This is a genomic window from Mesorhizobium sp. M7A.F.Ca.US.007.01.2.1 (assembly GCF_003998165.1).
GTDB classification, from domain to species: domain Bacteria; phylum Pseudomonadota; class Alphaproteobacteria; order Rhizobiales; family Rhizobiaceae; genus Mesorhizobium; species Mesorhizobium ciceri.
Genome location: NZ_RZQP01000052.1, coordinates 1 through 25,552, shown reverse-complemented (window position 1 = coordinate 25,552; position 25,552 = coordinate 1). Strand labels below are relative to the sequence as shown.

General features: G+C 64.2%; 25 protein-coding genes. 16 read left to right on the top strand and 9 right to left on the bottom strand.

Annotated features, from left to right (window positions below):
* The first annotated feature begins 8 nt into the window (after positions 1-8).
* The 8 genes from EN949_RS12505 to EN949_RS12470 all read left to right on the top strand — a co-directional run bounded on the left by EN949_RS12505 (position 9) and on the right by EN949_RS12470 (position 10,468).
* Positions 9-1,520 carry a bifunctional tRNA (adenosine(37)-N6)-threonylcarbamoyltransferase complex ATPase subunit type 1 TsaE/phosphotransferase gene (locus EN949_RS12505; RefSeq protein WP_013528330.1) on the top strand — a complete coding sequence of 504 codons (1,512 nt, stop codon included), beginning with the start codon at positions 9-11 and terminating at the stop codon, positions 1,518-1,520.
* Positions 1,517-2,245 carry a nucleotidyltransferase family protein gene (locus EN949_RS12500; protein ID WP_013528329.1) on the top strand — a complete coding sequence of 243 codons (729 nt, stop codon included), beginning with the start codon at positions 1,517-1,519 and terminating at the stop codon, positions 2,243-2,245. Before EN949_RS12505 ends, EN949_RS12500 begins: the two co-directional genes overlap by 4 nt.
* Entirely contained in the window at positions 2,242-5,376 is a 3,135-nt protein-coding gene (gene addB, locus EN949_RS12495) for a double-strand break repair protein AddB (RefSeq protein ID WP_013528328.1), read from the top strand. Before EN949_RS12500 ends, addB begins: the two co-directional genes overlap by 4 nt.
* Positions 5,373-8,891, top strand: coding sequence for a double-strand break repair helicase AddA (gene addA, locus EN949_RS12490; protein WP_013528327.1), 3,519 nt, complete (start codon positions 5,373-5,375; stop codon positions 8,889-8,891). The genes addB and addA overlap by 4 nt, the downstream gene beginning before the upstream one ends.
* A gap of 76 nt (positions 8,892-8,967) precedes the next feature.
* A complete protein-coding gene (trxA, locus tag EN949_RS12485; RefSeq protein ID WP_013528326.1) occupies positions 8,968-9,291 on the top strand; it encodes a thioredoxin in 324 nt (107 codons plus the stop codon).
* 128 nt (positions 9,292-9,419) lie between these two features.
* Complete coding sequence (locus tag EN949_RS12480; RefSeq protein WP_013528325.1) at positions 9,420-9,701, top strand: cupin domain-containing protein; 282 nt, start codon at positions 9,420-9,422, stop codon at positions 9,699-9,701.
* A gap of 108 nt (positions 9,702-9,809) precedes the next feature.
* Entirely contained in the window at positions 9,810-10,058 is a 249-nt protein-coding gene (locus tag EN949_RS12475; protein ID WP_013528324.1) for a type II toxin-antitoxin system VapB family antitoxin, read from the top strand.
* Positions 10,055-10,468 carry a type II toxin-antitoxin system VapC family toxin gene (locus tag EN949_RS12470; RefSeq protein ID WP_013528323.1) on the top strand — a complete coding sequence of 138 codons (414 nt, stop codon included), beginning with the start codon at positions 10,055-10,057 and terminating at the stop codon, positions 10,466-10,468. The genes EN949_RS12475 and EN949_RS12470 overlap by 4 nt, the downstream gene beginning before the upstream one ends.
* Positions 10,469-10,532: 64 nt before the next feature.
* Here EN949_RS12470 and EN949_RS12465 read toward each other — a convergent pair whose 3' ends face one another.
* The 5 genes from EN949_RS12465 to EN949_RS12445 form a co-directional block, all read right to left on the bottom strand.
* Entirely contained in the window at positions 10,533-11,858 is a 1,326-nt protein-coding gene (locus EN949_RS12465; protein ID WP_013528322.1) for a folylpolyglutamate synthase/dihydrofolate synthase family protein, read from the bottom strand.
* Between the two features lie 118 nt (positions 11,859-11,976).
* Positions 11,977-12,903, bottom strand: coding sequence for an acetyl-CoA carboxylase, carboxyltransferase subunit beta (accD, locus tag EN949_RS12460; protein WP_013528321.1), 927 nt, complete (start codon positions 12,901-12,903; stop codon positions 11,977-11,979).
* Positions 12,904-13,003: 100 nt separating this feature from the next.
* Entirely contained in the window at positions 13,004-13,843 is an 840-nt protein-coding gene (trpA, locus tag EN949_RS12455) for a tryptophan synthase subunit alpha (protein ID WP_013528320.1), read from the bottom strand.
* Positions 13,844-13,845: 2 nt separating this feature from the next.
* Positions 13,846-15,096: a tryptophan synthase subunit beta gene (trpB, locus tag EN949_RS12450; protein ID WP_013528319.1), complete on the bottom strand. Its 1,251-nt coding sequence runs from the start codon at positions 15,094-15,096 to the stop codon at positions 13,846-13,848.
* Between the two features lie 91 nt (positions 15,097-15,187).
* Entirely contained in the window at positions 15,188-15,847 is a 660-nt protein-coding gene (locus EN949_RS12445) for a phosphoribosylanthranilate isomerase (protein WP_013528318.1), read from the bottom strand.
* A gap of 112 nt (positions 15,848-15,959) precedes the next feature.
* Between EN949_RS12445 and EN949_RS12440 the strand changes: the two genes are divergently transcribed.
* A complete protein-coding gene (locus tag EN949_RS12440; protein WP_013528317.1) occupies positions 15,960-16,178 on the top strand; it encodes a hypothetical protein in 219 nt (72 codons plus the stop codon).
* A 4-nt stretch (positions 16,179-16,182) separates the two neighbouring features.
* On the opposite strand, the gene EN949_RS12435 is transcribed toward EN949_RS12440, so the two are convergent.
* From EN949_RS12435 to EN949_RS12420, 4 genes are all read right to left on the bottom strand, one after another.
* Positions 16,183-16,941, bottom strand: a complete 759-nt coding sequence (locus EN949_RS12435; RefSeq protein WP_013528316.1) for a M48 family metallopeptidase — start codon at positions 16,939-16,941, stop codon at positions 16,183-16,185.
* Between the two features lie 100 nt (positions 16,942-17,041).
* Entirely contained in the window at positions 17,042-17,524 is a 483-nt protein-coding gene (locus EN949_RS12430; RefSeq protein WP_013528315.1) for a DUF2852 domain-containing protein, read from the bottom strand.
* Positions 17,525-17,641: 117 nt separating this feature from the next.
* Complete coding sequence (locus tag EN949_RS12425) at positions 17,642-18,784, bottom strand: benzoate/H(+) symporter BenE family transporter (protein WP_127371700.1); 1,143 nt, start codon at positions 18,782-18,784, stop codon at positions 17,642-17,644.
* Positions 18,784-19,554 carry an alpha/beta hydrolase gene (locus EN949_RS12420; protein ID WP_013528313.1) on the bottom strand — a complete coding sequence of 257 codons (771 nt, stop codon included), beginning with the start codon at positions 19,552-19,554 and terminating at the stop codon, positions 18,784-18,786. The genes EN949_RS12425 and EN949_RS12420 overlap by 1 nt, the downstream gene beginning before the upstream one ends.
* Before the next feature lie 220 nt (positions 19,555-19,774).
* On the opposite strand from EN949_RS12420, the gene infC reads away from it, so the two are divergent.
* The 7 genes from infC to pheT all read left to right on the top strand — a co-directional run.
* Positions 19,775-20,311 carry a translation initiation factor IF-3 gene (gene infC, locus EN949_RS12415; protein WP_013528312.1) on the top strand — a complete coding sequence of 179 codons (537 nt, stop codon included), beginning with the start codon at positions 19,775-19,777 and terminating at the stop codon, positions 20,309-20,311.
* A gap of 163 nt (positions 20,312-20,474) precedes the next feature.
* Positions 20,475-21,122 carry an isoprenylcysteine carboxylmethyltransferase family protein gene (locus EN949_RS12410; protein WP_013528311.1) on the top strand — a complete coding sequence of 216 codons (648 nt, stop codon included), beginning with the start codon at positions 20,475-20,477 and terminating at the stop codon, positions 21,120-21,122.
* Positions 21,123-21,303: 181 nt separating this feature from the next.
* The gene (gene rpmI / locus EN949_RS12405) at positions 21,304-21,507 is read left to right on the top strand and encodes a 50S ribosomal protein L35 (RefSeq protein WP_006201248.1); all 204 of its coding nucleotides are present in this window, start codon (positions 21,304-21,306) and stop codon (positions 21,505-21,507) included.
* Between the two features lie 93 nt (positions 21,508-21,600).
* A complete protein-coding gene (rplT, locus tag EN949_RS12400; protein WP_013528310.1) occupies positions 21,601-22,002 on the top strand; it encodes a 50S ribosomal protein L20 in 402 nt (133 codons plus the stop codon).
* Positions 22,003-22,155: 153 nt separating this feature from the next.
* Positions 22,156-23,253: a phenylalanine--tRNA ligase subunit alpha gene (gene pheS, locus EN949_RS12395; protein ID WP_013528309.1), complete on the top strand. Its 1,098-nt coding sequence runs from the start codon at positions 22,156-22,158 to the stop codon at positions 23,251-23,253.
* Complete coding sequence (locus EN949_RS12390; protein WP_013528308.1) at positions 23,250-23,672, top strand: GFA family protein; 423 nt, start codon at positions 23,250-23,252, stop codon at positions 23,670-23,672. The genes pheS and EN949_RS12390 overlap by 4 nt, the downstream gene beginning before the upstream one ends.
* On the top strand, positions 23,669-25,552 hold a 1,884-nt coding region (gene pheT / locus EN949_RS12385; protein ID WP_127371699.1), incomplete at its 3' end, for a phenylalanine--tRNA ligase subunit beta. The genes EN949_RS12390 and pheT, both read left to right, overlap by 4 nt.

Here is a 25,552-nt window from a genome sequence, read left to right as displayed (position 1 = left end):
CGCGTTCGATGACCGGACTGGTGCTGGAGCGATTACTCGCCGACGAGACCCAGACAGCGCGGCTGGGCGAAGATCTGGCGCTGTCGCTGCGCCCAGGCGACGTGCTTGCCCTGAAGGGCGATCTGGGCGCCGGCAAGTCGACGCTGGCGCGGGCCTTGATCAGGACCTTGGCCGACGATGCCGGCCTCGACGTTCCGAGCCCGACCTTCACGCTGGTGCAGAGCTACGACACCCGCATTCCGGTGCATCATTTCGATCTCTACCGCCTGTCCTCGGCCGACGAGATCGATGAGCTTGGTTTCGACGAAGCCTTGGCGCAAGGTGCTGCTTTGGTCGAATGGCCGGAGCGGGCGGAAGCCCATCTGCCGAAAACCACGGTCCTGATCGAGCTCGTCCAGCATGGCAACGGCCGGCTGGCACGATTGTCGGGGCAGGGACCTGCCTTCGATCGGGCCGCAAGGTCGCTGGCCATGCGCGACTTTCTCGTGAGCGCCGGCTGGGCGCAAGCGCAGCGCCGCCATTTCATTGGCGATGCTTCTGCCCGCTCTTACGAGATCGTTTCGCTGCCGGGCCAAAAGCCGCAAGTGCTGATGAACTCGCCACGGCTGGTGCTCGGCCCGCCGGTCCGCGACGGCAAGCCCTATGCCGAGATCGCCCACACCGCCCAGTCGGTTTCCGCTTTCGTCGCCATCGACCGCGCCTTAAGGGCAGGCGGCGTCAGCGTTCCGGAAATCCATGCCGAGGACCAGGAGCAGGGATTCCTGCTACTCGAGCATCTTGGCTCGGAAGGGTTCCTCGGCAGCGATGGCCAGCCGCTGCCCGAGCGCTGCGCGGCGGCGGCCGAGCTGCTGGCCATGATGCATGGCAGGACCTGGCCGCAGCGCCTGGAAACAGGGCATGGCGGCTTCCACGATGTCCCGCCTTTCGACCGCGAGGCCATGATGATCGAGGCCGATCTGCTGGTCGACTGGTACGTGCCGGCAATAACGGGCAGCCCGGCAAGCGGTGCCTTGCGCGCCGGCTACCACAAGCAATGGGGCGCGCTCCTCGACCGGCTGCACGGCCGCGAATATACGCTGATGCTGCGCGACTTCCATTCGCCCAACATCATCTGGCGCGGCGACCGTTCAGGGCATGATCGGCTGGGCATCGTCGATTTCCAGGATGCGCTGATCGGCCCGTCCGCCTATGACGTCGCCTCGCTGGCCATGGACGCGCGTGTTACGATGTCGCCCGAGATCGAGAGAAAGACGCTGGATGCCTATGTCGCGGCGCGCCACGCAGCCGGTGCTTTCGACGAGGCAAGCTTCCTGGAATCCTACGCCATCATGGCGGCGCAACGAAATTCCAAGATCCTCGGCATCTTCGTCCGCCTCGAAAAGCGCGACGGCAAGCCCTATTATCTAAAACACCTGCCGCGCATTCGCGATTATCTGCGCCGGGCCTTGTCTCATCCGGCGCTGGCAAGCCTGCGCGAGTTCTACGACGCCCACGGTTTGCTGGAGGAGCGAGCGCTGTGACAGCAGGACCGGACACCGCCATCGTACTTGCCGCCGGCCTTGGCAAACGCATGCGGCCGATTACCGACACCATTCCCAAGCCGCTGGTCAGGATTGCCGGCAAGACGTTGCTCGACTGGAGCCTCGACAGCCTGGCTGCCGCCGGTGTCGCGAAGGCCGTGGTCAACGTCCACTATTTTCCCGAACAGATCCTCGCCCATGTCGCCGCGCGCCGCGCGCCAAAAATCGTCATTTCCGATGAGAGCGAACAACTGCTCGATTCCGCCGGCGGCATCGTCAAGGCGCTGCCGGAACTGGGCGAGCGACCCTTCTACATCCTCAATGCCGACACCTTCTGGATCGATGACGGTCCTCTCAATCTCCAGCGCCTCGCCCTTGCATGGGACGCGGCGAAAATGGATATTCTGCTGATGCTGGCGGATCTCCAACAGGCGACCGGACACTGCGGCAGCACCGATTTCCTGGTGGCGCCGGATGGCGGCTTGCGGCGTTCAAAGGGGGATCCGGCGGGGCTGATCTATGCCGGCGCGGCGATCGTCGATCCGCGCCTGTTCAAGGGCGCACCGGCCGGGCCGCACTCGCTCAACGCCTATTTCGATTCCGCCATCGCCGCAGGGCGCCTGTTCGGCATGCCCATGCATGGCCACTGGATCACCGTCGGCACGCCCGATGCCGTACCGCTCGCGGAAGCGGCGGTCGCCGGTGCGCTCATCGAGTCGCAATGAGCGGCTCCAGCCGCGTTTTCTCGATCCCGCCCGGAGCGCCGTTTCTGCCGACGCTTGCCGAGGCGCTGCTTGCCGGCCGTCTTGTTCCGGGGTTTCGATTCGACGGCGACCCGCTCGCTTTGGCCGATGCCACCATCTATGTGCCGACACGCCGTGCCGCGCGTGCCTTGCGGGGTGTCTTCGTCGACAGCCTGGCGGCACGCGGCGGCGGCGGCTCGGCGATCCTGCCGGTCATCCGGCCACTCGGCGAATTCGACGAGGATGAGGCTGCGTTCGAGACCGAGGCAGCGGCGGCCATCGATCTGGCGCCGCCGATTTCGGCAACCGAACGCCTGTTGCTGCTGACGCCGCTGGTGCGCGCCTGGAAACGCCGGCTGCCGGCGCATGTCGCCGCCCTTTTCGCCGAGGAGATCGTCATCCCGGCTTCCACCGCCGACGCGATCTGGCTGGCGCGCGATCTCGCCCGGCTGATGGACGAGATCGAGACGGAAGGCACCGACTGGGCCAAGCTCACCGATCTGGTGACCGGCAATCTTGCCGGATGGTGGCAGGTGACGCTCGAATTCCTCGGCATCGTCACCGAAGCCTGGCCGAAATTCCTCGCGGAAAGCGACCGCTCCAATCCGGCCGCGCATCGCAGCGCGCTGATCCGCGCCGAGGCGGCGCGGCTGCAGCGCAATCCGCCCGCCGGCCCGGTCATCGCCGCAGGCTCGACCGGCTCGATACCAGCGACGGCCGAATTGCTTGCCGCGATCGCGCGCCTGCCCGGCGGCGCCATCGTGCTGCCGGGTCTCGACCGGACGCTGGACGAAGCGTCGTTCCAGGCGATTGCCGCGCCTGGCGCGCGTCCAGCCGTACTCGGCCACCCGCAATATGGCTTGGCCAGGCTGATCGGCAAGATCGGCGTATTGCGCGGCGACGTCGAGGAGATTGGCGTGGCCGAACCGCGACGTGCGCTTCGCGCTGCCCTTGTCGGCGAAGCGCTGCGGCCGGCCGAAACCACCGAACTCTGGGCCGAGACACGTGCCGGTTTCCCGGCGTCCGACATTGCCGGCGCCTTCGCCGAGGTGACCTTGCTCGAAGCCGCCAGCGAACGTGATGAGGCCGTCGCCATCGCCGTCGCGCTCAAGCGCGCGGTCGAACAGCCCGGCCAAAGGGCGGCTCTCGTCACCGGCGACCGCGCGCTGGCGCGGCGCGTCTCGATCGAGCTCCAGCGCTTCGGCGTCGTTGCCGACGATTCCGGTGGCACACCGCTCGCCAACACTCCGGCGGCCAGCCTGCTCAGGCTGGCGCTCGAGGCACTGTTCCGGCCAGGCGATCCGGTTGGCCTGCTGTCGCTGCTCAAGCATCCGCTGCTCGGCCTCGGCCTCGAACGGGCCGATGTGCGCCACGCGGCGGAGCTGATCGAACTGGTGGCGTTGCGCGGCGGCACAGGCCGCCCCGACATCGTTTCGCTACCGGAACTGTTCGAAGCCCGCCTCACCGGCTTGGGCGGCGGCAGCCGGCAGCCCTTCTGGTTTTCCCGGCTGACCGTGCGCTCTATCGAAACTGCGCGGAATTTGCTCGAACGTCTCAAGCAGGCGCTGGCGCCGCTCGCAGCCTTCCGAGGCCGGGATGACGCCGACCTTGCCGCGCTTGTCAGGGCCAGTGTCGTGACACTCGAAAATCTCGGCCGCATCGCCGACGGCGGCCTTGGCGAACTCTATGCCGGTGACGCCGGCGAGAAGCTTGCCGAACTGCTGCGCGGGCTGGTCGCGGCTTCGGCTTCGCTGTCCTTCGCGGCGACCGAGTGGCCCGACATCATGGCGGCGCTGATCGCGCCTGAAACGGTCAAGCCGGCACAAGGCACCGACCGGAACATCGCCATCTGGGGCGCGCTGGAAGCCCGGTTGCAGACGGTCGACACGCTGGTCATCGGCGGGCTCAACGAGGGCGTATGGCCGCGCAAGCCAGAGAGCGACCGCTTCATGTCGCGGCTGATGAAGACCGGCATCGACCTCGAACCGCCCGAGCGGCGTATCGGCCTTGCCGCGCATGATTTCCAGATGGCCATGGGCGCCGGGAAGGTGGTGCTGTCCCGCTCGGCACGTGCCGGCGATGCACCCGCCGTGCCGTCGCGCTGGCTTCAGCGGCTGCTGACCTTCATCGGCAGCGACCAGGCAGCGGAGCTGCGCCGGCGTGGCGACGAGCTGCTCGCCTGGGCGCGCGCGCTGGATGCCGGCCCAAGGCAGGATTTCGCGCCACGGCCGCAGCCGAAGCCGCCGCTGTCGGTGCGCCCGACGCATTTCTCGGTCACCGAGATCGAGACCCTGCGCCGTGACCCCTACGCCGTCTATGCAAGACGCATCCTCGGCCTGATGCCGCTCGATCCGGTTATTCGCGACCCTGGTGCGGCCGAGCGCGGCACGCTGTTTCACGCCATCCTGCACCTGTTCTCAGGCAGCGTCGCCGATCCGCGCGCTCCCGATGCGCTTGCCGGCCTCATCGCCGCCGGCCGCGCCTGCTTTGCCGAAGCCGCCCTTCCGGCCGACGTCGAGGCGGTGTGGTGGCCGCGCTTCGAGAAACTCGCCGCCAACATCATCGAGTGGGAGCGCACGCGCGCTGATGCTGTGACAAGGCGCCATGCCGAGGAGCGCGCCGGAAAGACCGTTGTCGGCCAGTCCGGCGTGACGCTGTCCGGCTACGCCGACCGCGTCGACCTTCTGGCCGGCGGCATGGCCGACATACTGGACTACAAGACCGGCTCCTCGCCGTCCAAGGCGCAGGCGCACACACTGCTTGCGCCGCAACTGGCGCTCGAGGGCGCGCTGCTCAGGCGCGGCGCCTTCAAGGATTTGGGCGTGCGTGAGCCCTCTCAACTGGCTTTCATCAGGCTGAAGCCGAATGGCGAGGTGTTCGAGGAATCCATCCTCGAACACAACCGCCAGCCGCGAACCGCGACCGATCTTGCCGAAGAGGCCTGGGCACGGCTGGAAAAGCTGCTGATCCACTATGCGGACCCTGCGACCGGGTATCTGTCGCGCGCGCTGCCGTTCCGCGAAGGCGAGACGGATGGCGACTACGACCATCTTGCCCGCGTGCTCGAATGGTCGGCAGGCGGCGATGCCGGCGACGAGGGAGGGGAGGCATGAAGAAGGCCTATCCCATTCCCAGCGACACCGCGACCAGCCAGGCCCGCGCCGCCGACCCCGGCAATTCCGCCTGGGTGTCGGCCAATGCCGGCTCCGGCAAGACCCATGTGCTGGCGCAGCGCGTCATCCGGCTGCTGCTGCGCGGCACCGATCCGTCGAAGATCCTGTGCCTGACCTATACGCGCGCCGCCGCCGCCAACATGTCGAACCGGGTCTTTTCGACACTGTCGGAGTGGACGACGCTTGGTGACGTGGATCTGGCGGCAAAGGTCGAGGCGCTGGAGGGGCGCCGGCCCGATCTCGAGACCATGCGCCGGGCGCGGCGCCTGTTCGCCGAGGCGCTGGAAACGCCCGGCGGGCTGAAGATCCAGACCATTCACGCCTTCTGCGAATCGGTGCTGCACCAGTTCCCGCTGGAGGCCAACATCCCGGCCCATTTCGAGATGCTCGACGGCCAGATGGAGGCATCGCTGTTTGCCGCGGCGCGCCGCGAGATGATTTCGGGCACGTCCGCCGGTGACAGGGATCTGGCCGAGGCTTTTGCCTCCATTCTCGATCGGGGCGGCGAAGCCGGGCTCGACGCCTTGCTGGGTGAGATTGTGCGCAAGCGCGACGGCTTGCGCCATTTCATCGACGCGGTCGGGCGCGATGGCACGCACTTCCAGGCCCTGTTCGACGAATTCCATTTCCATCCAGGCCAGACAGCCGAGGGCATAGCCGCTTCGGTATGGCCGTTGCCGGGCTTCCTGCCCGACTATTTTGCCGGCTTCGCCCACGCCGCCGAGGCCACCGACGCCAGATCGGTACTGAACAACATCCTGCCCTATGCGCGGCAGGCCTTTGCCGAGGGCGATCCCATTCGCCGCCTGCAACTGCTCGCGCGAGCCTTCCTCAAGACCGATGGCGACGCTTACGACCCGGCAAAGGCCTTCAAGAGGGCCCTGGTCGACCGGTTGCCGGATCTGGCGGAGCGTTATCTCTCGGCCGCCAACGCCATCGTCGAAACCACCGATCGGCTGGCCCTGTTCCGGATGCTTGAAGGTACGGCTGCCGCGCTGACCATCGCCGACTGGCTGATCGCCCGCTACGAAATGCTGAAGCGCAGCCGCGGCTTCCTCGATTTCAACGACCTGATCACCCGCACCGTCAACCTGCTGGCGCGGCCGGACGCCGGCCCCTGGGTGCAGTACAAGCTCGACCAGGGCATCGACCACATCCTGCTCGATGAGGCGCAGGACACCAGTCCGGACCAATGGGAAGTGGTGAAACGGCTGGCGGAGGAATTCTTTGCCGGCTTTGGCGCACGCGACAGGGTCCATCGCACGGTGTTCGCCGTCGGCGACGAGAAGCAGTCGATCTATTCATTCCAGGGTGCGGCCCCGGACTCCTTCGCCGACAGCCGGCTGTTGTTTGCCGGACGAGTGCGTGACGCCGAGGCGTCCTTCGCCGACCTCAAGCTGACCTGGTCGTTCCGCTCGACCGACGATGTTCTGACCGCGGTCGACCGCGTCTTCGCCGATCCAGCCGTGCGGCGCGGCATCAGTCATGATCCCGATCCGCTTCGCCACCAGGCGATCCGCACCGACGCGCCGGGCTATGTCGAGGTGTGGCCGTCGGTCGGCGCCGATGTTGTCGATGAGCCCGACGACTGGACGCAAGCCATCGACCATGCCCACGCGCCGGCGGTGCGCGTGGCCGAGAACGTCGCCGTCACCATCGCCGGCTGGATCGGCAGTGGCGAAATCATCGAAGGCCGCGGCAAGTGGCTGCGGCCGGGCGATGTGCTGGTGCTGGTGCGCAAGCGCGATCGCTTCGTCCATGCCCTGACCCGCGCACTCAAACGCCGCGACATTCCGGTTGCCGGCGCCGACCGGTTGAGCCTGCCCGGGCACATCGCGGTCAAGGATCTGATTGCGCTCGGTCACCTCCTCATCCAGCCGCAGGACGATTTGTCGCTTGCCGCCGTGTTGCGCAGCCCGATCTTCGATCTGCCGGAAGAGGCGCTGTTCATGCTCGCCGCGCAGAGGCCGGCTGGTCTGTCGTTGATCGCATCGCTGCGACAGCACGCCGGCGAAAGCGAGAGACTGGCGAAGATCGTCGCCCAGGTCGACATCTGGACGAACGAAGCCGCGTTTAAGCCGGTGTTCGAATTCTATGCCGCCCTGCTGGCGCGCGATGGCGTGCGCCGCAAGATGATCGCGCGGCTCGGGCCCGAAGCCGGCGATATTCTCGACGAGTTCCTGAGCTTCTGCCTCGCCGAGGAGCGAACCGGCCTGCCGGGGCTGGAAGCCTTCCTGTCGACGTTGGAAAACGCCGGTCCCGAGATCAAGCGCGAGATGGACCAGACCCGCGACGAGGTCCGGGTCATGACCGTGCACGCCGCCAAGGGCTTGGAAGCGCCCGTCGTGTTCCTGGTCGATGGCGGTTCCGCGCCGTTCAGCGACCAGCATTTGCCGCGCCTGATGCCCTTCGATAGCTCCGGCGCGAACTGGGATGGCAAGGGCTATCTCTGGCGCTCGGCCAGCGAGGTCGCCAACGGTTTTTCGAAAGCGGCGGCCTCAAGGGCACGGGAACTCGCCGACGACGAATACCGCCGGCTGCTTTATGTCGGCATGACCCGTGCCGAGGACCGGCTGATCGTCTGCGGCTATCATGGCAAGCGGGCGCCGAACGCCGGCACCTGGCACTCGATCGTCAGCCGCGCGCTGATCGGTGCGCCGGAGAGCGAGCAGCGTGCGCATCCCGCCGGCGGCGAGCCGGTGCACCGTTTCCATGTCACCAAGCTGCCCCCCGTCGCGCCAAGTTCCGCCGAGCAGGTACGGCAGGCCGACGCTTTTGGGCCTTTGCCGGCGACGCTGTTCCGGCCCTTGCTGCCCTTCGAGGATCTGCCGCGTCCGTTGTCGCCATCGGGCGCCTCGGCGCTGATCGACGAAGGCAAGCAAGCCGTTGTCGACAAGGCGTCGCCGGTGCTCGACGCCGATGCCGAGCCCGGCTTTGCCGTGCAGCGTGGGCTCGCCCTCCACAAACTGCTGCAGATGCTGCCCGGTATTGCCGAGCCCGAACGTGCGGGAGCGGCAGAACGCTATCTCTTGCGAACCGGTGCAGACTGGCCGCCATCAGAGCGTGAAAAGGCCCTGGCGTCGGTCACATCGATCCTTGCCGATCCCGGCTTCGGTCAGCTGTTTGCGCCATCGTCGCGTGCCGAGGTTGCGATCATGGGCAGCCTGGAGGTCAAGGGCAAGAAGCGCTCGATTTCCGGCAAGATCGACCGGCTGGCGGTAACGCCGGACACGGTATCGATTGTCGACTACAAGACCAACCGGCCGGCGCCCGCCACTCTGGCCGAGGTGCCGCCGGCTTATGTCCTGCAGTTGGCGCTCTACCGCGCGCTGTTGCAGCCGCTCTATCCCGGCCGCACGGTCAAGGCGGCCTTGCTGTTCACCGAGGCGCCGCGGCTGATCGAACTGCCTGCCAGCGCCATGGACGACGCCCTTGCTCGACTCACGGGAGCGTGACACAACACCTGCTTGAAGAAGGGCGCGATCACCACCACATTTGGTGGGACAAAAACTTTCAAAAGGATTTTTCCATATGGCAACCGTGAAGGTCGACAAGAGCAACTTCCAGGCTGACGTGCTTGACGCCAACGTACCGGTCGTCGTCGATTTCTGGGCGGAATGGTGCGGTCCCTGCAAGATGATTGCGCCGGCGCTCGAAGATATCGCCACCGAACTTGGCGCCAAGGTCAAGATCGCCAAGCTCAACATCGACGAGAATCCGGAGCTTGCCGCCCAGTTCGGCGTGCGCTCGATCCCGACGCTGATGATCTTCAAGGGCGGCGAAATGGCCGACATGAAGGTCGGTGCCGCGCCGAAGACCGCGCTGTCGCACTGGATCAATGGCAACCTCGCCTGACCCATCTGAAATTCCTGGTATCAAGCCCGGCCTCGCGCCGGGCTTTTTGTTGGCGTCATCGGTGCGTGGCTCTGGCTCTCGCATCCGGGCACTCCATGTCATCTGCTCGAGGCAGACAGGAGAACTCCATGACCGGATCCGCCAAGGCCACCGTCTTCATCGACAACGAGCGTGTCATCGTCACCGAATACCGCTTCGCGCCGGGCGAGAACACCGGCTGGCATCGCCACGGCCACGACTATGTCGTCGTGCCGCTGATGGACGGCAAGGTGAAGCTGTTGACCAAGGACGGCGAATCCTTTGCCGAGATGAAGAAGGGCGCGCCCTATTTCCGCAAGGAGGGCGTAGAGCACGACGTCATCAACGCCAATGAAGGCGAATACGCGTTTATCGAGATAGAGTTGAAGTAACGCCGCCTATCAATGCGCTGGAAATCCACCGCGTGATGGCACGCCATCAACTGCCACCTTGATGGCAGCGGTGGATCGGCCTATATCCGTTCTAAAAGGGAGTTCGAAATGGCCGAACCACAACTCTCAGTCCGAAGCGCAAAAGCACGCGACTTGGCTCATAGACTTGCTCGTCGTGAAAATCGTTCGATAGCCGATGTGGTCGAACGTGCGCTCGAATCCTACGAAATTCGTGAAGCTGGCCGTGAACCTGCTTCCACCTTCTATGCCAGCTTGACTGCAAACCATGGCGCCGACATCGATCTGGAAAAGATCATTCGCGAAGGCCGCCAGGTTCATTCGGGACTTGAGCTTTGATTTTCGTCGATACCAACGTGATTTCGGAGAGTCTGAAGAAGGCGCCGGACCAAGCTGTCCTGGCGTGGCTTGTCCGCAATGACGCTGAACTGGCCCTTCCCACAGTGACGATTGCTGAAATCGCCTTCGGCATCCAAAAAATACGGCCTGATGAGCGTGCCGATCGGCTGGAGCAGGGACTTTCCCGGTGGCGCCATCGATTTGCCGGCCGGATTTTTGGATTGACTGAAGATGCTGCCTTGGCTTACGGCGAGATCATGGGGGCCGCGACACGCCAAGGTCGCGGCATGTCAGCCCCCGATGGCATGATTGCGGCGATAGCGCGCGTGAACGGTGGCCGGCTGGCAACGCGCAATCTCAGCGACTTTGGCACCACCAGCCTTGATCTGATCTCACCGTGGGATTTCTGAAGGTCGAAAGCCAAGGTTCGGCCTCAGCCGCCGCAGCCACCCAAGGCATGAATAGCCGCCTGCTTCAGGTCGGCGGGGTGCCGTTCTCGGCCAGCACCGCTCCGGTCAGATACAACGAACCGCTGATCAGGATGCGTGGCGACGGGCCGTCCCAGGTGTCGCGCAGCAGCATCAGCGCGCTGGCGACGGAACTCACCGGCTCGGCGGTCAGCCCGGCTTCCGTTGCGCGGATCGCCAGTTCGTCGTTCGGCACGCCGGCCTCGCTGAGGCTCACCGGCACCGTGTAGACATGCCGGGCGAGGCCCTTGAAGGCACGGAAATAGCCGCTCTGGTCCTTGGTGTTGATCATGCCCGAGATGAGGAACAGCGGACGCGGGTTCTTCTCTTCCTGCTCGGCCAGCGCTTCGGCAACCACCACGCCGGCACCGGGATTGTGGCCGCCGTCGAGCCAGATATCGGCGCCCTTGGGTGCCAGTTCGGCCAGCCGGCCCTGCGCCAGCTTCTGCATGCGGCCGGGCCAGGCGACATTGACCATCGCCTTTTCGGCGGCGCGATGGCTGATCTCGAAACCGGCCGCTTTGACCGCGGCGATCGCCGCCGCCGCATTGGCGAACTGGTGGCGGCCGGGCAGCCTGGGCGGCGGCAGGTCCATCAAGCCGTCTTCGTCCTGGTAGACCATGCGGCCGTTTTCCTCGAAGGCAAGGAAGTCTTGGCCGTAGACGAAGGTGGGGCATTCAAGCCGCTCGGCGGTTTCGATCAGCACCTGCAGCGCCGTTTCGCTCTCCTGCGCGCCGATGACCACCGGACAGCCGGGCTTGATGATACCGGCCTTTTCGGCCGCGATCAGTTCGACCCGGTCGCCGAGATAGGCCTCGTGGTCGAGCGACACCGGCATGATCACCGACACGGCCGGCTCCTTGATGACATTGGTCGCGTCGAAGCGGCCGCCGAGCCCGACTTCGATGATCGCAGCGTCGGCCTGGTGTTCGGAAAACAACAGGAAGGTGACGGCGGTGAGGATCTCGAAGACGGTGATCTTCTCGCCTTCATTGGCCCTGGCCGCACGGGCAATGGCATCGGCGAAAACCCTGTCCTCGACCAGCCTGCCGCCGCCATCGGCGGCCAGCCGGTAGCGCTCATGCCAGTTGACCAGATGCGGCGAGGTGTGGACATGGACGCGGTAGTCCGCAGCCTCGAGCAGGGCGCGTGAAAAGGCTGCGCACGAACCTTTGCCGTTGGTGCCGGCGATGTGGATGACCGGGGGCAGCCGGTCCTGCGGATTGTCAAGCCGCTCCAGCAGCCGCGAAATGCGGTCGAGCGAAAGGTCGAAGCCTTTCGGATGAAGCGCCATCAGGGCTTCGATTTCGCGGTCGGCGGCAAGCGTCGTCATGGTGGAATCCTAGCGCATGAGCCTGAAAACCAGAATCGGTTTCGGATGGCCATGGCAATCAAAGGCTACAGCGCGCCGAAGCCCTCGTGCAATCGCGGTCGCGGCGCTTCGTGTCGCTTCAGGCTTGCGGCCGAGCTTCCGCGGCAACCACCGCCGGCGGCAGGATTTCCGGCTCCAGCGTTTTTTGCTCTTCCGGCAGCTTGAGCAGCATCTTGAGCAGGCGCGCGATCGTTTCACGCATTTCCAGCCTGGATACGACCATGTCGACCATGCCGTGCTCCATCAGATATTCGGAGCGCTGGAAGCCATCGGGCAGTTTCTCGCGGATCGTCTGTTCGATGACGCGCGGTCCGGCAAAGCCGATCAGCGCGCCGGGCTCGGCGATGTGCACGTCGCCCAGCATGGCGTAGGAGGCGGTCACGCCGCCCGTGGTCGGGTTGGTCAAAACGACAATGTAGGGCAGGCCGGCTTCCTTCAGCCGGTCGACACCGACCGTTGTCCGCGGCAATTGCATCAGGGACAAAATACCTTCCTGCATGCGGGCGCCGCCGGAAGCGGCAAACAGGATCAGCGGCCGCTTGCGCTGCAGGGCCACTTCGAAGCCGTGCACGATGGCGTCGCCGGCGGCCATGCCGAGCGAGCCGCCCATGAAGGCGAAGTCCTGCACCGTGACCACAACCGGCAGACCCTCGACGGTGCCCAGCGCATTGATGATCGCGTCCTCAAGGCCGGTCTTGGCCTTGGCGTCCTTCAACCGGTCGACATAGCGCTTCTCGTCGCGGAATTTCAGCGGATCCTGCATCACCTTCGGGTTGTCCAGGGTCTCGTATTTGCCGCCATCGAAGAAGAATTTCAGCCGCTCCTTGGCCGAGATCTTCATGTGATGACCGGACGAGGGAATGACGAACTGGTTCGATTCCAGGTCCTTGTGGAACACCATCTCGCCGGTCTCCGGATCCTTGATCCAGAGGTTCTCGGGCATGTCGGTGCGCCGGCCGAGCATCGAATTAATCTTCGGGCGAACGTAATTGGTGATCCAGTTCATCGCTTCGGCTCCTGTCCTGACGAAGAGTTGCTAATGCATGTCGCCCAAAAGTGGGACCGGTTCTGGGATAACGGCATGCACAAGACCTGACGTAGGGAAACTATTCGGCAGCAGCAAGGCGGGCCGAGCGCACGCCTTGCGCAAGCCCGCTGACCAGCGTGGCGACGGCCTCGGCCGGATCGGCGGTCTTCTCGCCCTTCGGCCCCAGCACATTGGCCACCGCATTGACGATCGCGGTGCCGACGACGACGCCGTCGGCATTGGCGCCGATCACCCGGGCCTGCTCGGCGGTCTTGACGCCGAAGCCGACGCAGACCGGCAGGTCGGTGTGGCCCTTGATGCGCTTGACCGCCGCCGCCACCTTGCCGGTGTCGGCCAGCGCCGAGCCGGTGATGCCGGTCATCGACACGTAATAGACGAAGCCCGACGTGTTCTGCAGCACCTTGGGCAGGCGTTTGTCGTCGGTGGTCGGCGTCGCCAGCCGGATGAAGTTGATGCCGGCTTTCAATGCCGGAATGCACAGTTCCTCATCCATCTCCGGGGGCAGGTCGACGACAATCAGCCCGTCGATGCCGCTGGCGATCGCGTCCTTGAGGAAGCGGTCGACGCCATAGATGTAGATCGGATTGTAGTAGCCCATCAGCACGATCGGCGTTTCATTGTCGCCGGCGCGGAAGTCGGCCGCCATCTTCAGCGTCTTGGCCAGCGTCTGGCCGCCTTTCAGCGCCCGCAAGCCCGCCGCCTGGATCGCCGGGCCGTCGGCCATCGGATCGGAAAACGGCATGCCGAGCTCGATAATATCGGAACCTGCGCCCGGCAACGCCTTCATGATCGACAAAGAGGTGTCGTAGTCGGGGTCGCCGCCCATGAAATAGGTGACGAGCGCCGGGCGGCCTTCGTTCCTGAGCTTCGCCATGCGGCGGTCGATGCGGGTGGCCATGATCAGATCTCCATGCCCAGCATCGAAGCCACCGTGTGCACGTCCTTGTCGCCACGGCCGGACAGGTTGACGATGACGATCTGATCCTTGTCCATGGCAGGCACGATCTTCACCGCATGCGCGATGGCATGCGCCGATTCCAGCGCCGGGATGATGCCTTCGACGCGCGTCGTCAGCTTGAAAGCCTCCAGCGCCTCGTCATCGAGGATCGGCACGTATTCGACCCGGCCTGAATCGCGCAGCCAGGAATGCTCCGGCCCGACGCCGGGATAGTCGAGGCCGGCCGAGATCGAATGGCCGTCCATGATCTGGCCGTCGGAATTCTGCAGGAGATAGGTGCGGTTGCCATGCAGCACGCCCGGCGCGCCGGCATTCATCGAGGCGCAATGCTCGATGCCGTCGAGACCGCGACCGCCGGCTTCGATGCCGATGATGCGGACCTCCTTGTCGTCGAGGAAGGGATGGAACAGGCCGATGGCGTTCGAACCACCGCCGACAGCGGCGATGATGGTGTCGGGCAGCCGGCCTTCCTGCTCGAGGATCTGTGCCCGCGCCTCGATGCCGATCACCGACTGGAAGTCGCGCACCAGCTCCGGATAGGGATGCGGGCCGGCGGCGGTGCCGATCAGGTAATAGGTGTCCTCGACATTGGTGACCCAGTCGCGCAACGCCTCGTTCATGGCGTCCTTCAGCGTGCCGTGGCCGGCGGTCACCGGGCGCACTTCGGCGCCGAGCAGCTTCATGCGGAAGACGTTCGGGCTTTGCCGGGCAACGTCTGTGGCGCCCATGTAGACGACGCAGGGAAAGCCGAAGCGGGCCGCAACCGTGGCCGAGGCCACGCCGTGCTGGCCGGCGCCGGTCTCGGCGATGATGCGCTTCTTGCCCATGCGCTTGGCCAGCAGGATCTGGCCGAGGCAGTTGTTGATCTTGTGCGAACCGGTGTGGTTCAAATCCTCCCGCTTGAAGTAGACCTTCGCGCCGCCCGCGAGGCCCCTGGCCGAGGAAACCTCACGAAGATGCTTCGTGAGGCCTTCGGCGAAATAAAGCTTCGACGGCCGTCCGGCATAGTGGGTCGACAGGTCAGTCAGCTCAGCCCTGAAATCCGCATCGTTCTTGACCTCGTTCCAGTGCCGCTCCAGATCGAGGATCAGCGGCATCAGCGTTTCGGCAACGAAACGACCGCCGAAAATGCCGAACATGCCCTGTTCGTCGGGCCCGGTGCGGAAGGAATTGGGTGTCGCCGGCTTGTTCATCGCCGATCTCCTGGCATCTTGACTATGAGGCATGTCCTTGTCGGAAAACCGGTTCCCACTTTTCCGGGACATGCTCTGGTTTGAGGCACCACTAGGCTGCGCGGGTGTTCCGCGCGGCCCTGACGGCCCGGAAAAACTGTTCGATCAGCGCCGGATCCTTGACGCCCGGCGCGCTTTCCACGCCTGAAGAAATGTCGATCCCAGGCGGGTTGGCAAGCCGAAGGGCATCGCCGATATTGGCGGCGTTGAGCCCACCGGAAAGCATGTAATCGACGCCGCCGTCAAGGCCGGCGAGAATGCGCCAGTCGAAGGCAACACCATTGCCGCCCGGCAGTTCGGAGCCTTTCGGCGGCTTGGCGTCGAACAGGAACCGGTCGGCTATGCCGATGAATGGCTTCATTCGTTCGAGATCGGCGGCCTCGCTGAGCGGCAGCGCCTTCATCACCGGCAGGCCATAGCGGGCTTTGAGCTCGGCGACGCGCTCGGGCGTTTCCGCGCCGTGCAGCTGCAGCATGTCGGGCTGCATTTTGGCAACGATTTCATCCAGGAAGGCGTCGCCGGCATCGACGGTGACGGCAACCGCCATCGCCTTGCCGCGCGCGGCCTCGTGCAGACGGCCAGCCTCGCCAGGTTCGACATAGCGCGGGCTTTTGGCGAAGAAGATAAACCCGACATGGCTGGCGCCGCCGGCCAGCGCCGCGGCCATTGCCGCGTCGGTCCTCAAGCCGCAGATTTTGATGTCGAGTGCCATGGCGCGGGAATTGGCATGAAAAGCGATAAGAGTCGAGAAAAAGCATGCTGTTTGCCGGCACGGCCAAAGGCGCTACCTATGGATGGACAGGACGCAAGGCGGGAGCACGATCATGGCCGACAGAACCGTAGCCGAACTCAGGCAGAAGATTGCGCAGGCGCGCGAGGTCATCGCGCACCTGATCGACAAGGCCGCCTTCAATGGCGCCGAGGCGCACCGCGCGCTCGACTATTTCGGCGGCGATGAGTTCGACGGCAATTTCCTGCCGTGGCCGCATCATGGCGATGAGGGGTTGCGGCCCGAAGACTTGAACGCCGCCAACGACGATTAGCGATCTACTCGAACATGATCGCCTGCAGCGCACCGCCATTGCGCTTCAGCCAGTCCTTGCAGCGATCGGTGTCGGGGCAGAGCTTTTCGCACAGTTTCCAGAATTTCGGGCCGTGGTTCATCTCCTTGAGATGCGCCACTTCATGCGCGACGAGATAGTTGATGACCGGCGACGGCGCCATCATGATGCGCCAGGAAAAGGACAGATTGCCTTCGGAGGTGCATGACCCCCAGCGGCTTGACGTGTCCTTGAAGCGGATCGCCTTGGCGCGCTTGCCAAGCGCCTCGGTGTGCTTGGCCACCAGCTTCTCGATTTCCTTCTTGGCCTCGCGCTTGAGGAAATCGGCGAGGCGGCGCGGCAGATGTATGCGGTCGCCATGCACGATCAAGAGCGGACCACGTTCGTCGCGCGACACGGTGACGGTGCCGCGCTTTGACGGTTCATGGACGATGCGGTGCGGCACGCCGCGCACCGGGATCCTGATGCCGGGCCGCACTTGCGGCCGCGTCGGCACCTTGGCCAGTCGCTGCTCCAGCCAGTCCTGGTGCCGCTCGAGGAACCTGTCCACTTCGCCGCGGCGCAGGCCTGGCGGCACGGTGATGCGCAGACCCTGGCCGCCTGAATCGATACGCAGCGTCATTCGGCGCGCCCTGGCGCTCTCGACGATCTTGAGCGGCAGCGTGCGACCGGCGACGCAATATTCGCGCTCCACGACAGGCGTGGGCTTGGGCTTTGTCAGATTGCGAAAGAAGCCGAGAGTCATGGCGGGACGATACGCGATTCGAGAAAAACGACTAGAACAAAAAAGAAACGGCGCCGCTCGCGCGACGCCGTTTTTTCACGATGTGACCAGTCGCCGGATCTCAGTCGTCAAGCAGGTTCGAACCCTTGCCACGCTTGGTGGTCGTCGTTCCAGTGCCCGGATCGGTCTTCGTCGGAGCCGTCGACTTGTTGCGGTTGGCCATGAACCGGTCGAACTCGTCCTGGTCCTTGGCGCGGCGCAATTCGCGGGCGTATTCGTCGAACTGGGTCAGCATCTCGTCGAGCTTGCGGCGCTCTTCGTTCAGCCGCTCAAGTTCCTTTTCGCGCCAGTCGTCGAAAGCGACGTTGCCGGTGCGGGCGGAACCATTGCCCCAGCGCGCGGCCTTGTCGGAACCGCGGCGGCAACCGGCGAAGATGCCGTCGGTCGCGCGGTTGACGTCACGCTTGAAGCCATCGAGGCGGTCGCCCCAGATGATGTAGGCGAGCATGGCGAAGCCGAGTGGCCAGAACACCATGAAACCCACAACCATCAACGCGATGGTTGCCGGCGTCCAGGCCGGACGGATCAATGCGGATGTGTTCATTTTCTCCCATTCCTTCGGTTGGAGACAGCCAAACCCGGCTGCGTGGAATCGAAATGGGAAGAGAAAAACGGCGATTCAAGACAATGTCCGCCAAATCCGGACAAGCATCTGAAATGTTTATCGCTTTTTGATCATATCGAGGAAAAGCACGACCAGCCCGGCAATCAGGCCCCAGAATGCGGCGCCAACGCCGAACAGCGTCAGACCCGACGCGGTGACGACAAAGGTGACGGTGGCGGCCATGCGATCCGCCTCTTCCTTCAGCGCGATAGAAAGCGCGTTGGCGAGCGACGCCATCAGCGCCAGGCCCGCCACCAGTACGATCAGGCTCTGTGGCAGCACCGCGAAGATCGCCACCAGCGAAGCGCCGAAAATCGCAAAGATGAGATAGGCGAGCGCATAGAACGGCCCGGTCTTCCAGCGCTCGGCGGGGTCGGGGTGGACGTCCGGCCCGGTGCAGATCGCCGCCGAGATCGCCGCCAGATTGGTGGTCGAGCCGCCGAACGGCGCCGACAGCAGCGAAAACAGGCCGGTGACGCCGATCAGCGGGCCGGGCTCCGGATGGTAGCCGGCGGCGCGCAGCACGGCGAGGCCGGACAGGTTCTGCGAAGCCATGGTGACGAGATAGAGCGGCAGTGCCAGCCCGATCACCGCCTTGGCGGTGAAATCAGGCTCAATCAGCGTCAGCGTCGACAGTTCCGGTGTCGGCAGGCCGCCGACACGGCCGGTGAGGAAAGCGGCAAGGCCACCGCCGATCAGCACCGCCAGCACCGACAGCGCCGGGTTGAACAGGCGGATGACGAAGAAGGCTGCAATCAGCGGCAGGATCAGCCACGGGTCGATGGGAATGGTCTTCACCGCATTGAGCGCGAAGGTGACGACGATACCGGCCAGCATGCCCGAGGCGACGGAAGGCGGTATTCTCGAGATCAGCTTCGTCAGGGGCCGAAACAGCCCGGTGGCGATCAGAAGGACGCCGGTGACGATGAAGGCGGCGACGGCCTCACCCATCGAAAAGCCGCTCGATGCCGCGATCAGCGCCAGGCCCGGCGTCGACCAGGCGGTGATGACTGGCATTTTCGTTCGCCATGACAGCCACAGGCTCTCGATCGCCATGGCCAGGCAGATCGTCGTCACCCAGCTTGCCGTCTCGATCTGCGTCGCGCCGACTGCGTTGGCGGCGGCGATGACGATGGCCAGCGTGCCGCCGAAGCCGACGATCGCCGCGACGAAGGCGGATATCGGAATGGAAAGGCGCATCAGTTTCCCCTCTGCGCCATCGCATCGACGGCCCGCACCAGCATGTCGAGATCCTGCGGTCGCGACAGGCGATGGTCGCCGTCAGGGATCAGCGACAGGGTCACGTCGTCGGCGGGCAGCAGGCTGACCAGCTTCAGTGCATGGCTTGCCGGCACATCCGCATCGGCCAGGCCCTGCAGGATATGCACCGGGCAATGGGTGTCGATCGGGCCTGTCATTGTCAGGTTGTCGCGCCCGTCCTCGATCAGGGCGCGGGTGTAGATGTAGGGTTCCGTGGAATAGTTCGACGGCTCTTCGAAGAAACCTTTTTTGGCGAGATCGCGCTTCTGCGCCTTGGTCAGCACCGGTTCGATCAGTTCAGCGGTAAAATCCGGTGCCGGCGCCAGCAGCACCAGGCCGGCGACGTTGCTGTCATCAGCCTTGCGCAATTCCTGCACCATGCGCAGCGCGATCCAGGCGCCCATCGAGGAGCCGACCAGGATCTGTTTGCCCTTGGTGAAATGCCGGAACACGGCAAGGCTTTGTGCAAGCCATGTCGAAATCGTGCCGTCGGCAAAGGCGCCGCCGGATTCGCCATGGCCGGAATAATCGTGGCGCAGAAAGGCGCGGCCTTCTTTTGCCGCCCAGTCCGACAGCGTCTGCGCCTTCGCGCCCAGCATGTCCGACTTGTAGCCGCCGAGCCAGACGATGCCGGGCGTAGAGCCAGCAGTATGGCGCACCGCGATGCGCGATCCATCGACATCCATAAAGACGGGGGGCGTTGCGGTCATGGCTTTTTCCTCAGGCCCTCTTCTGGCGCGGGATTCTTGTGGCACGGTCGGTGGCGTGGCGAAAAGTGCTCACTATGTTCTTTGTTTGGTGCAGGACAGCGATCAGGGTGATTTTCTGTCAATGCTGTGCTATTGACTCCGCCCGCGCGCTCACCACATTGGCGCGTCCATGCATCAACACTGACAAATCCTGAACGAAACGGCCAAGGAGACCACGACCATTCGCAGACCTTTCAAAGCAGCGGCGCCGACCAAGGATGGCCCGCGCTCCAACCGTGACATCCGGGTTCCCCGGGTCCAGCTTATCGACGCCGAAGGCCAGAACCGCGGCGATGTTTCCATCAACGACGCATTGCTGCTGGCCGAAGAGGCCGGGCTCGATCTCGTCGAGATATCGCCCAACGCGGTGCCCCCCGTCGTCAAGATCCTTGATCTCGGCAAGTTGAAATACGCCAACCAGAAGAAGGCGGCCGAGGCGCGCAAGAACCAGAAGGTCATCGAGATCAAGGAGATCAAGATGCGCCCGAACATCGACAGCCATGACTACGAGACCAAGATGAAGGCGGTTCGCCGCTTCTTCGAGGAAGGCGACAAGGTCAAGCTGACGCTGCGCTTCCGTGGCCGCGAGATGGCGCATATGGAACTCGGCATGCAGCTTCTGAACAAGGTCCGCGAGGAAGTGGCGACGATTGCCAAGGTCGAAGCGGAACCGAAGCTCGAAGGCCGCCAGATGATGATGGTGCTGTCGCCGCGCTAAGATCTGCATCGGCGCGTATCTAGGATCACGATGACGTCAGGCTTGGCCATCGCGCTTAAATCCGCCTGAATCACATCGCAAGGCGTCCCGGCGATCGGCGGGACGCCTTCTTCTTGTTCAGACGCTGCGATCGCCGGCAAAATTCCTGACGATCGGATTCACTATGGTCGATGAAGTCAAGGTTTCGGACGTGGACTTCAAACACGGGCTGGGCAATTACCAGCATATGCGCCGGATAGTGCTTGCCGTTCTCGTGGTCGTGCTGTTTGCAGCATTGCTATTTGGCCAATCGACGTTTCCGCCCGACACAGCCGTGCACGAGACGATCGAAATGTTCGGCGTGCTGCTGATTTTCCTCGGCATCGTGGGCCGCCTTTGGGCGACACTCTACATAGGCGGGCGCAAATCGTCCGAGGTGGTGACTGGCGGGCCTTACTCGATCACCCGCAACCCGCTCTATGTGTTCTCGACCGTAGCCGCAGCCGGTGTCGGCGCGCAGATCGGTTCGTTCTCCGGTATCATCCTCTTCGGGCTTTTGTGCGCGGGGGCGTTCCATATCGTCATCCTGCGCGAGGAGAAGTTCCTCAAGGAAGCGCTCGGCGCGCCGTATCAGGCCTATCTGGCGCGGGTGCCGCGCTTCTTCCCAAAACTGTCGCTCTACCAGGAGGGCGATACCGGAAACTTCAAGCCGCGCCTGCTGTTGACCACGCTGCTCGACGGCCTGGTGTTTCTGATCGCGCTGCCGGCCTTCGAATTGATCGACGGCGCCCAGCTGTCAGGCATGTTGCCGGTCTGGTTCACGCTGCCCTGACGAGGACACAGCGCCGCATCTCCACAGGTGTTGCGCGCGGGCCGTCTTTGACGTATAGCACCGCCGTTCAAGAAAACCGCCCGGCAGGGCATGCCGTGGCGGTTTCATTTGCTTTTCGGGCTTTGGTCGGCCTGAAGCGAACAAGAAGCGCGATAGTGCGCCAACAATACGGAGTAGCAAAATGCCCAAGATGAAGACCAAATCGGCCGCCAAGAAGCGGTTCAAGATCACAGGTACGGGTAAAGTCCTGTCGGCTGCGGCCGGCAAGCGTCACGGCATGATCAAGCGTTCCAACAAGTTCATTCGAAATGCCCGCGGCACGATGGTTCTGGCTGAACCGGATGGCAAGAAGGTCATCAAGAATTTTCTGCCGAATGGCCTCTAAGGCATTCGGTCCGGACACGCATTTGTTTTACGCAATTCCGAACGGAAAACCGCAAGGCACTTTTCCTGGAATTGCTTTTAAGGAGATCATGACATGGCACGCGTAAAAAGAGGCGTCACTTCGCACGCCAAGCACAAGAAGGTCCTGAAAGCCGCGAAAGGCTTCTACGGCCGCCGCAAGAACACCATCCGCATCGCCAAGCAGGCGGTGGAAAAGTCGCTGCAATACGCTTACCGCGACCGCAAGAACCGCAAGCGCTCCTTCCGCGCGCTGTGGATCCAGCGTATCAACGCCGCGACCCACGAGCATGGCCTGACCTATGGCCGCTTCATCGACGGCCTCAACAAGTCGGGCATCGAGATCGATCGCAAGATCCTGTCGGACATGGCCATCCACGAGCCGCAGGCTTTCGCGGCCCTGGTCGCCAAGGCCAAGGTGGCGCTCGAATATCTGAAGAACACCACGCCGAACGCTTTTGAAAGCGCTGTCGCCTAAGACCAGCGCTTCCCAAGCATTCGCAATTCTGATTTGGGGAACCCGCGCTGGCACGGCTGGCGCGGGTTTTTCTTTTGCCTGATCCTTGGAGTGATTTCACTTTAGGAGTGACTTTCACTTTGAGGCCGACCTCCCAACGCAGCGAGTTTGACCGTGAACGACGCAACCACTGGCCTGGATACGCTTGAAAACTCACTTCTGGCCGAGATCGCCTCGGCCGCCGATGAGCCGGCCATCGAGGCCGTGCGCATCGCTGCTTTCGGTAAGAAGGGCAGCGTGTCCGAGATGCTGAAGACACTTGGCGCCATGACCGCCGAGGAGCGCCAGATCAAAGGCCCGGCCATCAACGGCCTCAAGAACCGCGTCACCGACGCGCTGACTGCCCGCAAGGCTGAGCTCAAGGATGTGGCGATCACCGCCCGCCTCGCCGCCGAAAAGGTCGACGTGACGTTGCCGGTGCGGCAGTCGCCGGCCGAGCGCGGCCGTATCCATCCGATCAGCCAGGTCATCGACGAGATTGCCGCGATCTTCGGCGATCTCGGTTTCTCCATCGCGGAAGGTCCCGATATCGAGACCGACTATTACAATTTCACCGCGCTGAATTTTCCCGAAGGCCACCCGGCGCGCGAGATGCACGACACCTTCTTCTTCCAGCCGGACGAGAAGGGCGAGCGCAAGCTTTTGCGCACGCACACTTCGCCGGTGCAGATCCGCACCATGGAAACGAAGAAGCCGCCGATCCGCATCGTCATTCCTGGCAAGACGTACCGGCAGGATTCGGACGCCACCCACTCGCCGATGTTCCATCAGGTCGAGGGGCTGGTGATCGACAAGACAGCCAACGTCGCCAACATGAAGTGGGTGCTGGAGGAGTTCTGCAAGGCCTTCTTCGAGGTGCCGCAGGTTAAGATGCGCTTCCGGCCGTCCTTCTTCCCGTTCACCGAGCCAAGCCTCGAGGTGGACATCCAGTGCGATCGCTCGCGGCCCGGCGAGGTGCGCTTCGGCGAAGGCTCCGACTGGATGGAGATCCTCGGCTGCGGCATGGTGCATCCCAATGTGCTGCGCCATGGCGGTCTCGATCCGGACGAATATCAGGGCTTTGCCTGGGGCATGGGCATAGACCGCATCGCCATGCTGAAATACGGCATGCCGGACCTGCGCGCCTTCTTCGATGCAGACGTGCGCTGGCTGTCGCACTACGGCTTCCGGCCGCTCGACATGCCGACTTTGTTCGGAGGCCTGAGCGCATGACAGCGCCCTATGCCGGCGGCTGCCGCTGCGGCGCCGTGCGGTTCGAGGCCTCTGCCGAACCGCATCACGTCAGCTACTGCCATTGCGGCGATTGCCGGCGGGCCAGCGGCGCGCCGGTGTCGGCCTTTGTCGGCTTCCTGGTCGATCAGGTCGCGTTCACCGGCAAGGCGCTGAAGATGTATGAGAACGGCCCGGTGACGCGCTCTTTCTGCGGCACCTGCGGCTCACCCATCGCCTATGTCGACGAGCGGCTGGAAGAAGACATCTACTTCATGCTCGGCGCCATGGACATGCCGGCCGATTTCCAGCCGACGCTGCATGCCTATATCGGCGAGCAGCTTGCCTTCCTGCATATGTCCGACGACCTGCCGAGACATCTGAAATCAAGCGTCAAAAGACCAGACGGAACAGTCCCATGAAATTCACCCTCTCCTGGCTCAAGGACCACCTCGAGACCGACGCCACGCTCGACGAGATCGTCGAGCGGCTGACTTCGATCGGTCTCGAAGTCGAGCATGTCGACGACAAGTCGAGCCTGAAACCATTCGTCATCGCCAGGGTGCTGACGGCGGTTCAGCATCCCGATGCCGACCGGCTGCGCGTGCTGACCGTCGACACCGGCGACGGCAAGCCTCCGGTGCAGGTCGTTTGCGGCGCGCCAAACGCTCGCGCGGGCCTGATCGGCGCCTTTGCCGCGCCCGGCACCTATGTGCCCGGCATCGACGTAACGCTGACGGTCGGCAAGATCAGGGGCGTCGAAAGCCACGGCATGATGTGTTCCGAGCGCGAGCTGGAGCTGTCCGACGAACACAATGGCATCATCGACCTGCCTGAGGATGCGCCGGTCGGCACCAGCTTCGCCGCCTATGCGCACATCGACGATCCGGTCATCGAGATCAACTTGACGCCGAACCGGCCGGATGCCACCAGCGTCTACGGCATCGCCAGGGATCTGGCGGCGAGCGGGCTTGGCCGCCTCGTCGGCGGCGCCATCATGCCGCATGTCGGCAATGGCATGTGTCCGATCAAGGTGACGATCGAAGCGCCGGAGCTTTGCCCCGGCTTCGCGCTCAACTTGGTCAAGGGCGTCAAGAATGGACCCTCGCCAAAATGGCTGCAGCAGCGGCTGATCGCCATTGGGCTGAGACCCATCAGCGCACTGGTCGACATCACCAACTACGTCACCTTCGACCGCGGCCGCCCGCTGCATGTGTTCGACGCCAGCAAGGTTGCCGGCAATCTCGTCGTGCGCCGCGCGCGCGATGGTGAAAAGGTGCAGGCGCTCGACGGCCGCGAATACACGCTGACGCCGGAAATGTGCGTCATCGCAGATGACAACGGCGTCGAGTCGATCGCCGGCGTCATGGGCGGCGAGCATTCGGGCTGCGACGAGAACACCTCAGATGTGCTGATCGAATCCGCCCTTTGGGATCCGATCACCACGGCGCGCACCGGCCGCACGCTCGGCATCATTACCGACGCGCGCTACCGTTTCGAGCGCGGCGTCGACCCCGAATTCATGGTTCCGGGCGTCGAACTGGCGACGAAACTGGTGCTCGATTTCTGCGGCGGCACGCCGACCGAAATGGAGGTCGTCGGTTATGCCGGTCACACGCCGAAGATCGTTTCCTTCCCGCTTTCGGAAGTGAAGCGGCTGACCGGCATCGAGGTTCCCAGCGCGGAAAGCCTCGACATCCTGTCGCGCCTCGGCTTCAAGCCGGAGGGCTCGGGCGATGTCGTCGATGTCGCCGTGCCGTCCTGGCGCCCCGACGTCGATGGCAAGGCAGACCTGGTCGAGGAGGTCATGCGCATCCACGGTGTCGACAACATCGCGCCGCAGCCGCTCGGTGCGCATGACGCGGTCAATGCAAAGATCCTCACCACGCTGCAGGTCCGTACCCGCACGGCCAAGCGCGCGCTTGCCGTGCGCGGCATGATGGAAGCCGTTACCTGGTCGTTCATTCCGGCCAAGCATGCCGAGCTGTTCGGCGGCGGCCAGACCGCGCTGAAGCTTGCCAACCCGATCGCCGCCGATATGTCCGACATGCGGCCCTCGCTGCTGCCGGGGCTGATCGCGGCTGCCCAGCGCAACGCCGACAAGGGTATTGGCGACGTGGCGCTGTTCGAAGTGTCGGGCACTTATGAGGGCGACGGCGCCGACCAGCAGCGGCGCGTCGCCGCCGGCGTGCGTCGCGGCACCGCCAAGCTCGACGGTTCCGGCCGCAACTGGGCCGGCAATTCCGGTCCAGTCGGCGTGTTCGACGCCAAGGCCGATGCGATCGCCGCACTGGAAGCCTGC

What these genes read in the sequence shown, in the direction of transcription:
- addA (WP_013528327.1), top strand. Translation starts at nt 5,373, where the DNA reads ATGAAGAAGGCCTATCCCATTCCCAGCGACACCGCGACCAGCCAGGCC.
- EN949_RS12435 (WP_013528316.1), bottom strand. Translation starts at nt 16,941, where the DNA reads ATGACTCTCGGCTTCTTTCGCAATCTGACAAAGCCCAAGCCCACGCCT.
- trpB (WP_013528319.1), bottom strand. Translation starts at nt 15,096, where the DNA reads ATGAACAAGCCGGCGACACCCAATTCCTTCCGCACCGGGCCCGACGAA.
- EN949_RS12445 (WP_013528318.1), bottom strand. Translation starts at nt 15,847, where the DNA reads ATGGCACTCGACATCAAAATCTGCGGCTTGAGGACCGACGCGGCAATG.
- trxA (WP_013528326.1), top strand. Translation starts at nt 8,968, where the DNA reads ATGGCAACCGTGAAGGTCGACAAGAGCAACTTCCAGGCTGACGTGCTT.
- accD (WP_013528321.1), bottom strand. Translation starts at nt 12,903, where the DNA reads ATGAACTGGATCACCAATTACGTTCGCCCGAAGATTAATTCGATGCTC.
- EN949_RS12475 (WP_013528324.1), top strand. Translation starts at nt 9,810, where the DNA reads ATGGCCGAACCACAACTCTCAGTCCGAAGCGCAAAAGCACGCGACTTG.
- EN949_RS12480 (WP_013528325.1), top strand. Translation starts at nt 9,420, where the DNA reads ATGACCGGATCCGCCAAGGCCACCGTCTTCATCGACAACGAGCGTGTC.
- trpA (WP_013528320.1), bottom strand. Translation starts at nt 13,843, where the DNA reads ATGGCCACCCGCATCGACCGCCGCATGGCGAAGCTCAGGAACGAAGGC.
- EN949_RS12465 (WP_013528322.1), bottom strand. Translation starts at nt 11,858, where the DNA reads ATGACGACGCTTGCCGCCGACCGCGAAATCGAAGCCCTGATGGCGCTT.
- rplT (WP_013528310.1), top strand. Translation starts at nt 21,601, where the DNA reads ATGGCACGCGTAAAAAGAGGCGTCACTTCGCACGCCAAGCACAAGAAG.
- EN949_RS12410 (WP_013528311.1), top strand. Translation starts at nt 20,475, where the DNA reads ATGGTCGATGAAGTCAAGGTTTCGGACGTGGACTTCAAACACGGGCTG.
- EN949_RS12425 (WP_127371700.1), bottom strand. Translation starts at nt 18,784, where the DNA reads ATGCGCCTTTCCATTCCGATATCCGCCTTCGTCGCGGCGATCGTCGGC.
- EN949_RS12420 (WP_013528313.1), bottom strand. Translation starts at nt 19,554, where the DNA reads ATGACCGCAACGCCCCCCGTCTTTATGGATGTCGATGGATCGCGCATC.
- EN949_RS12390 (WP_013528308.1), top strand. Translation starts at nt 23,250, where the DNA reads ATGACAGCGCCCTATGCCGGCGGCTGCCGCTGCGGCGCCGTGCGGTTC.
- rpmI (WP_006201248.1), top strand. Translation starts at nt 21,304, where the DNA reads ATGCCCAAGATGAAGACCAAATCGGCCGCCAAGAAGCGGTTCAAGATC.
- EN949_RS12440 (WP_013528317.1), top strand. Translation starts at nt 15,960, where the DNA reads ATGGCCGACAGAACCGTAGCCGAACTCAGGCAGAAGATTGCGCAGGCG.
- addB (WP_013528328.1), top strand. Translation starts at nt 2,242, where the DNA reads ATGAGCGGCTCCAGCCGCGTTTTCTCGATCCCGCCCGGAGCGCCGTTT.
- EN949_RS12505 (WP_013528330.1), top strand. Translation starts at nt 9, where the DNA reads ATGACCGGACTGGTGCTGGAGCGATTACTCGCCGACGAGACCCAGACA.
- EN949_RS12430 (WP_013528315.1), bottom strand. Translation starts at nt 17,524, where the DNA reads ATGAACACATCCGCATTGATCCGTCCGGCCTGGACGCCGGCAACCATC.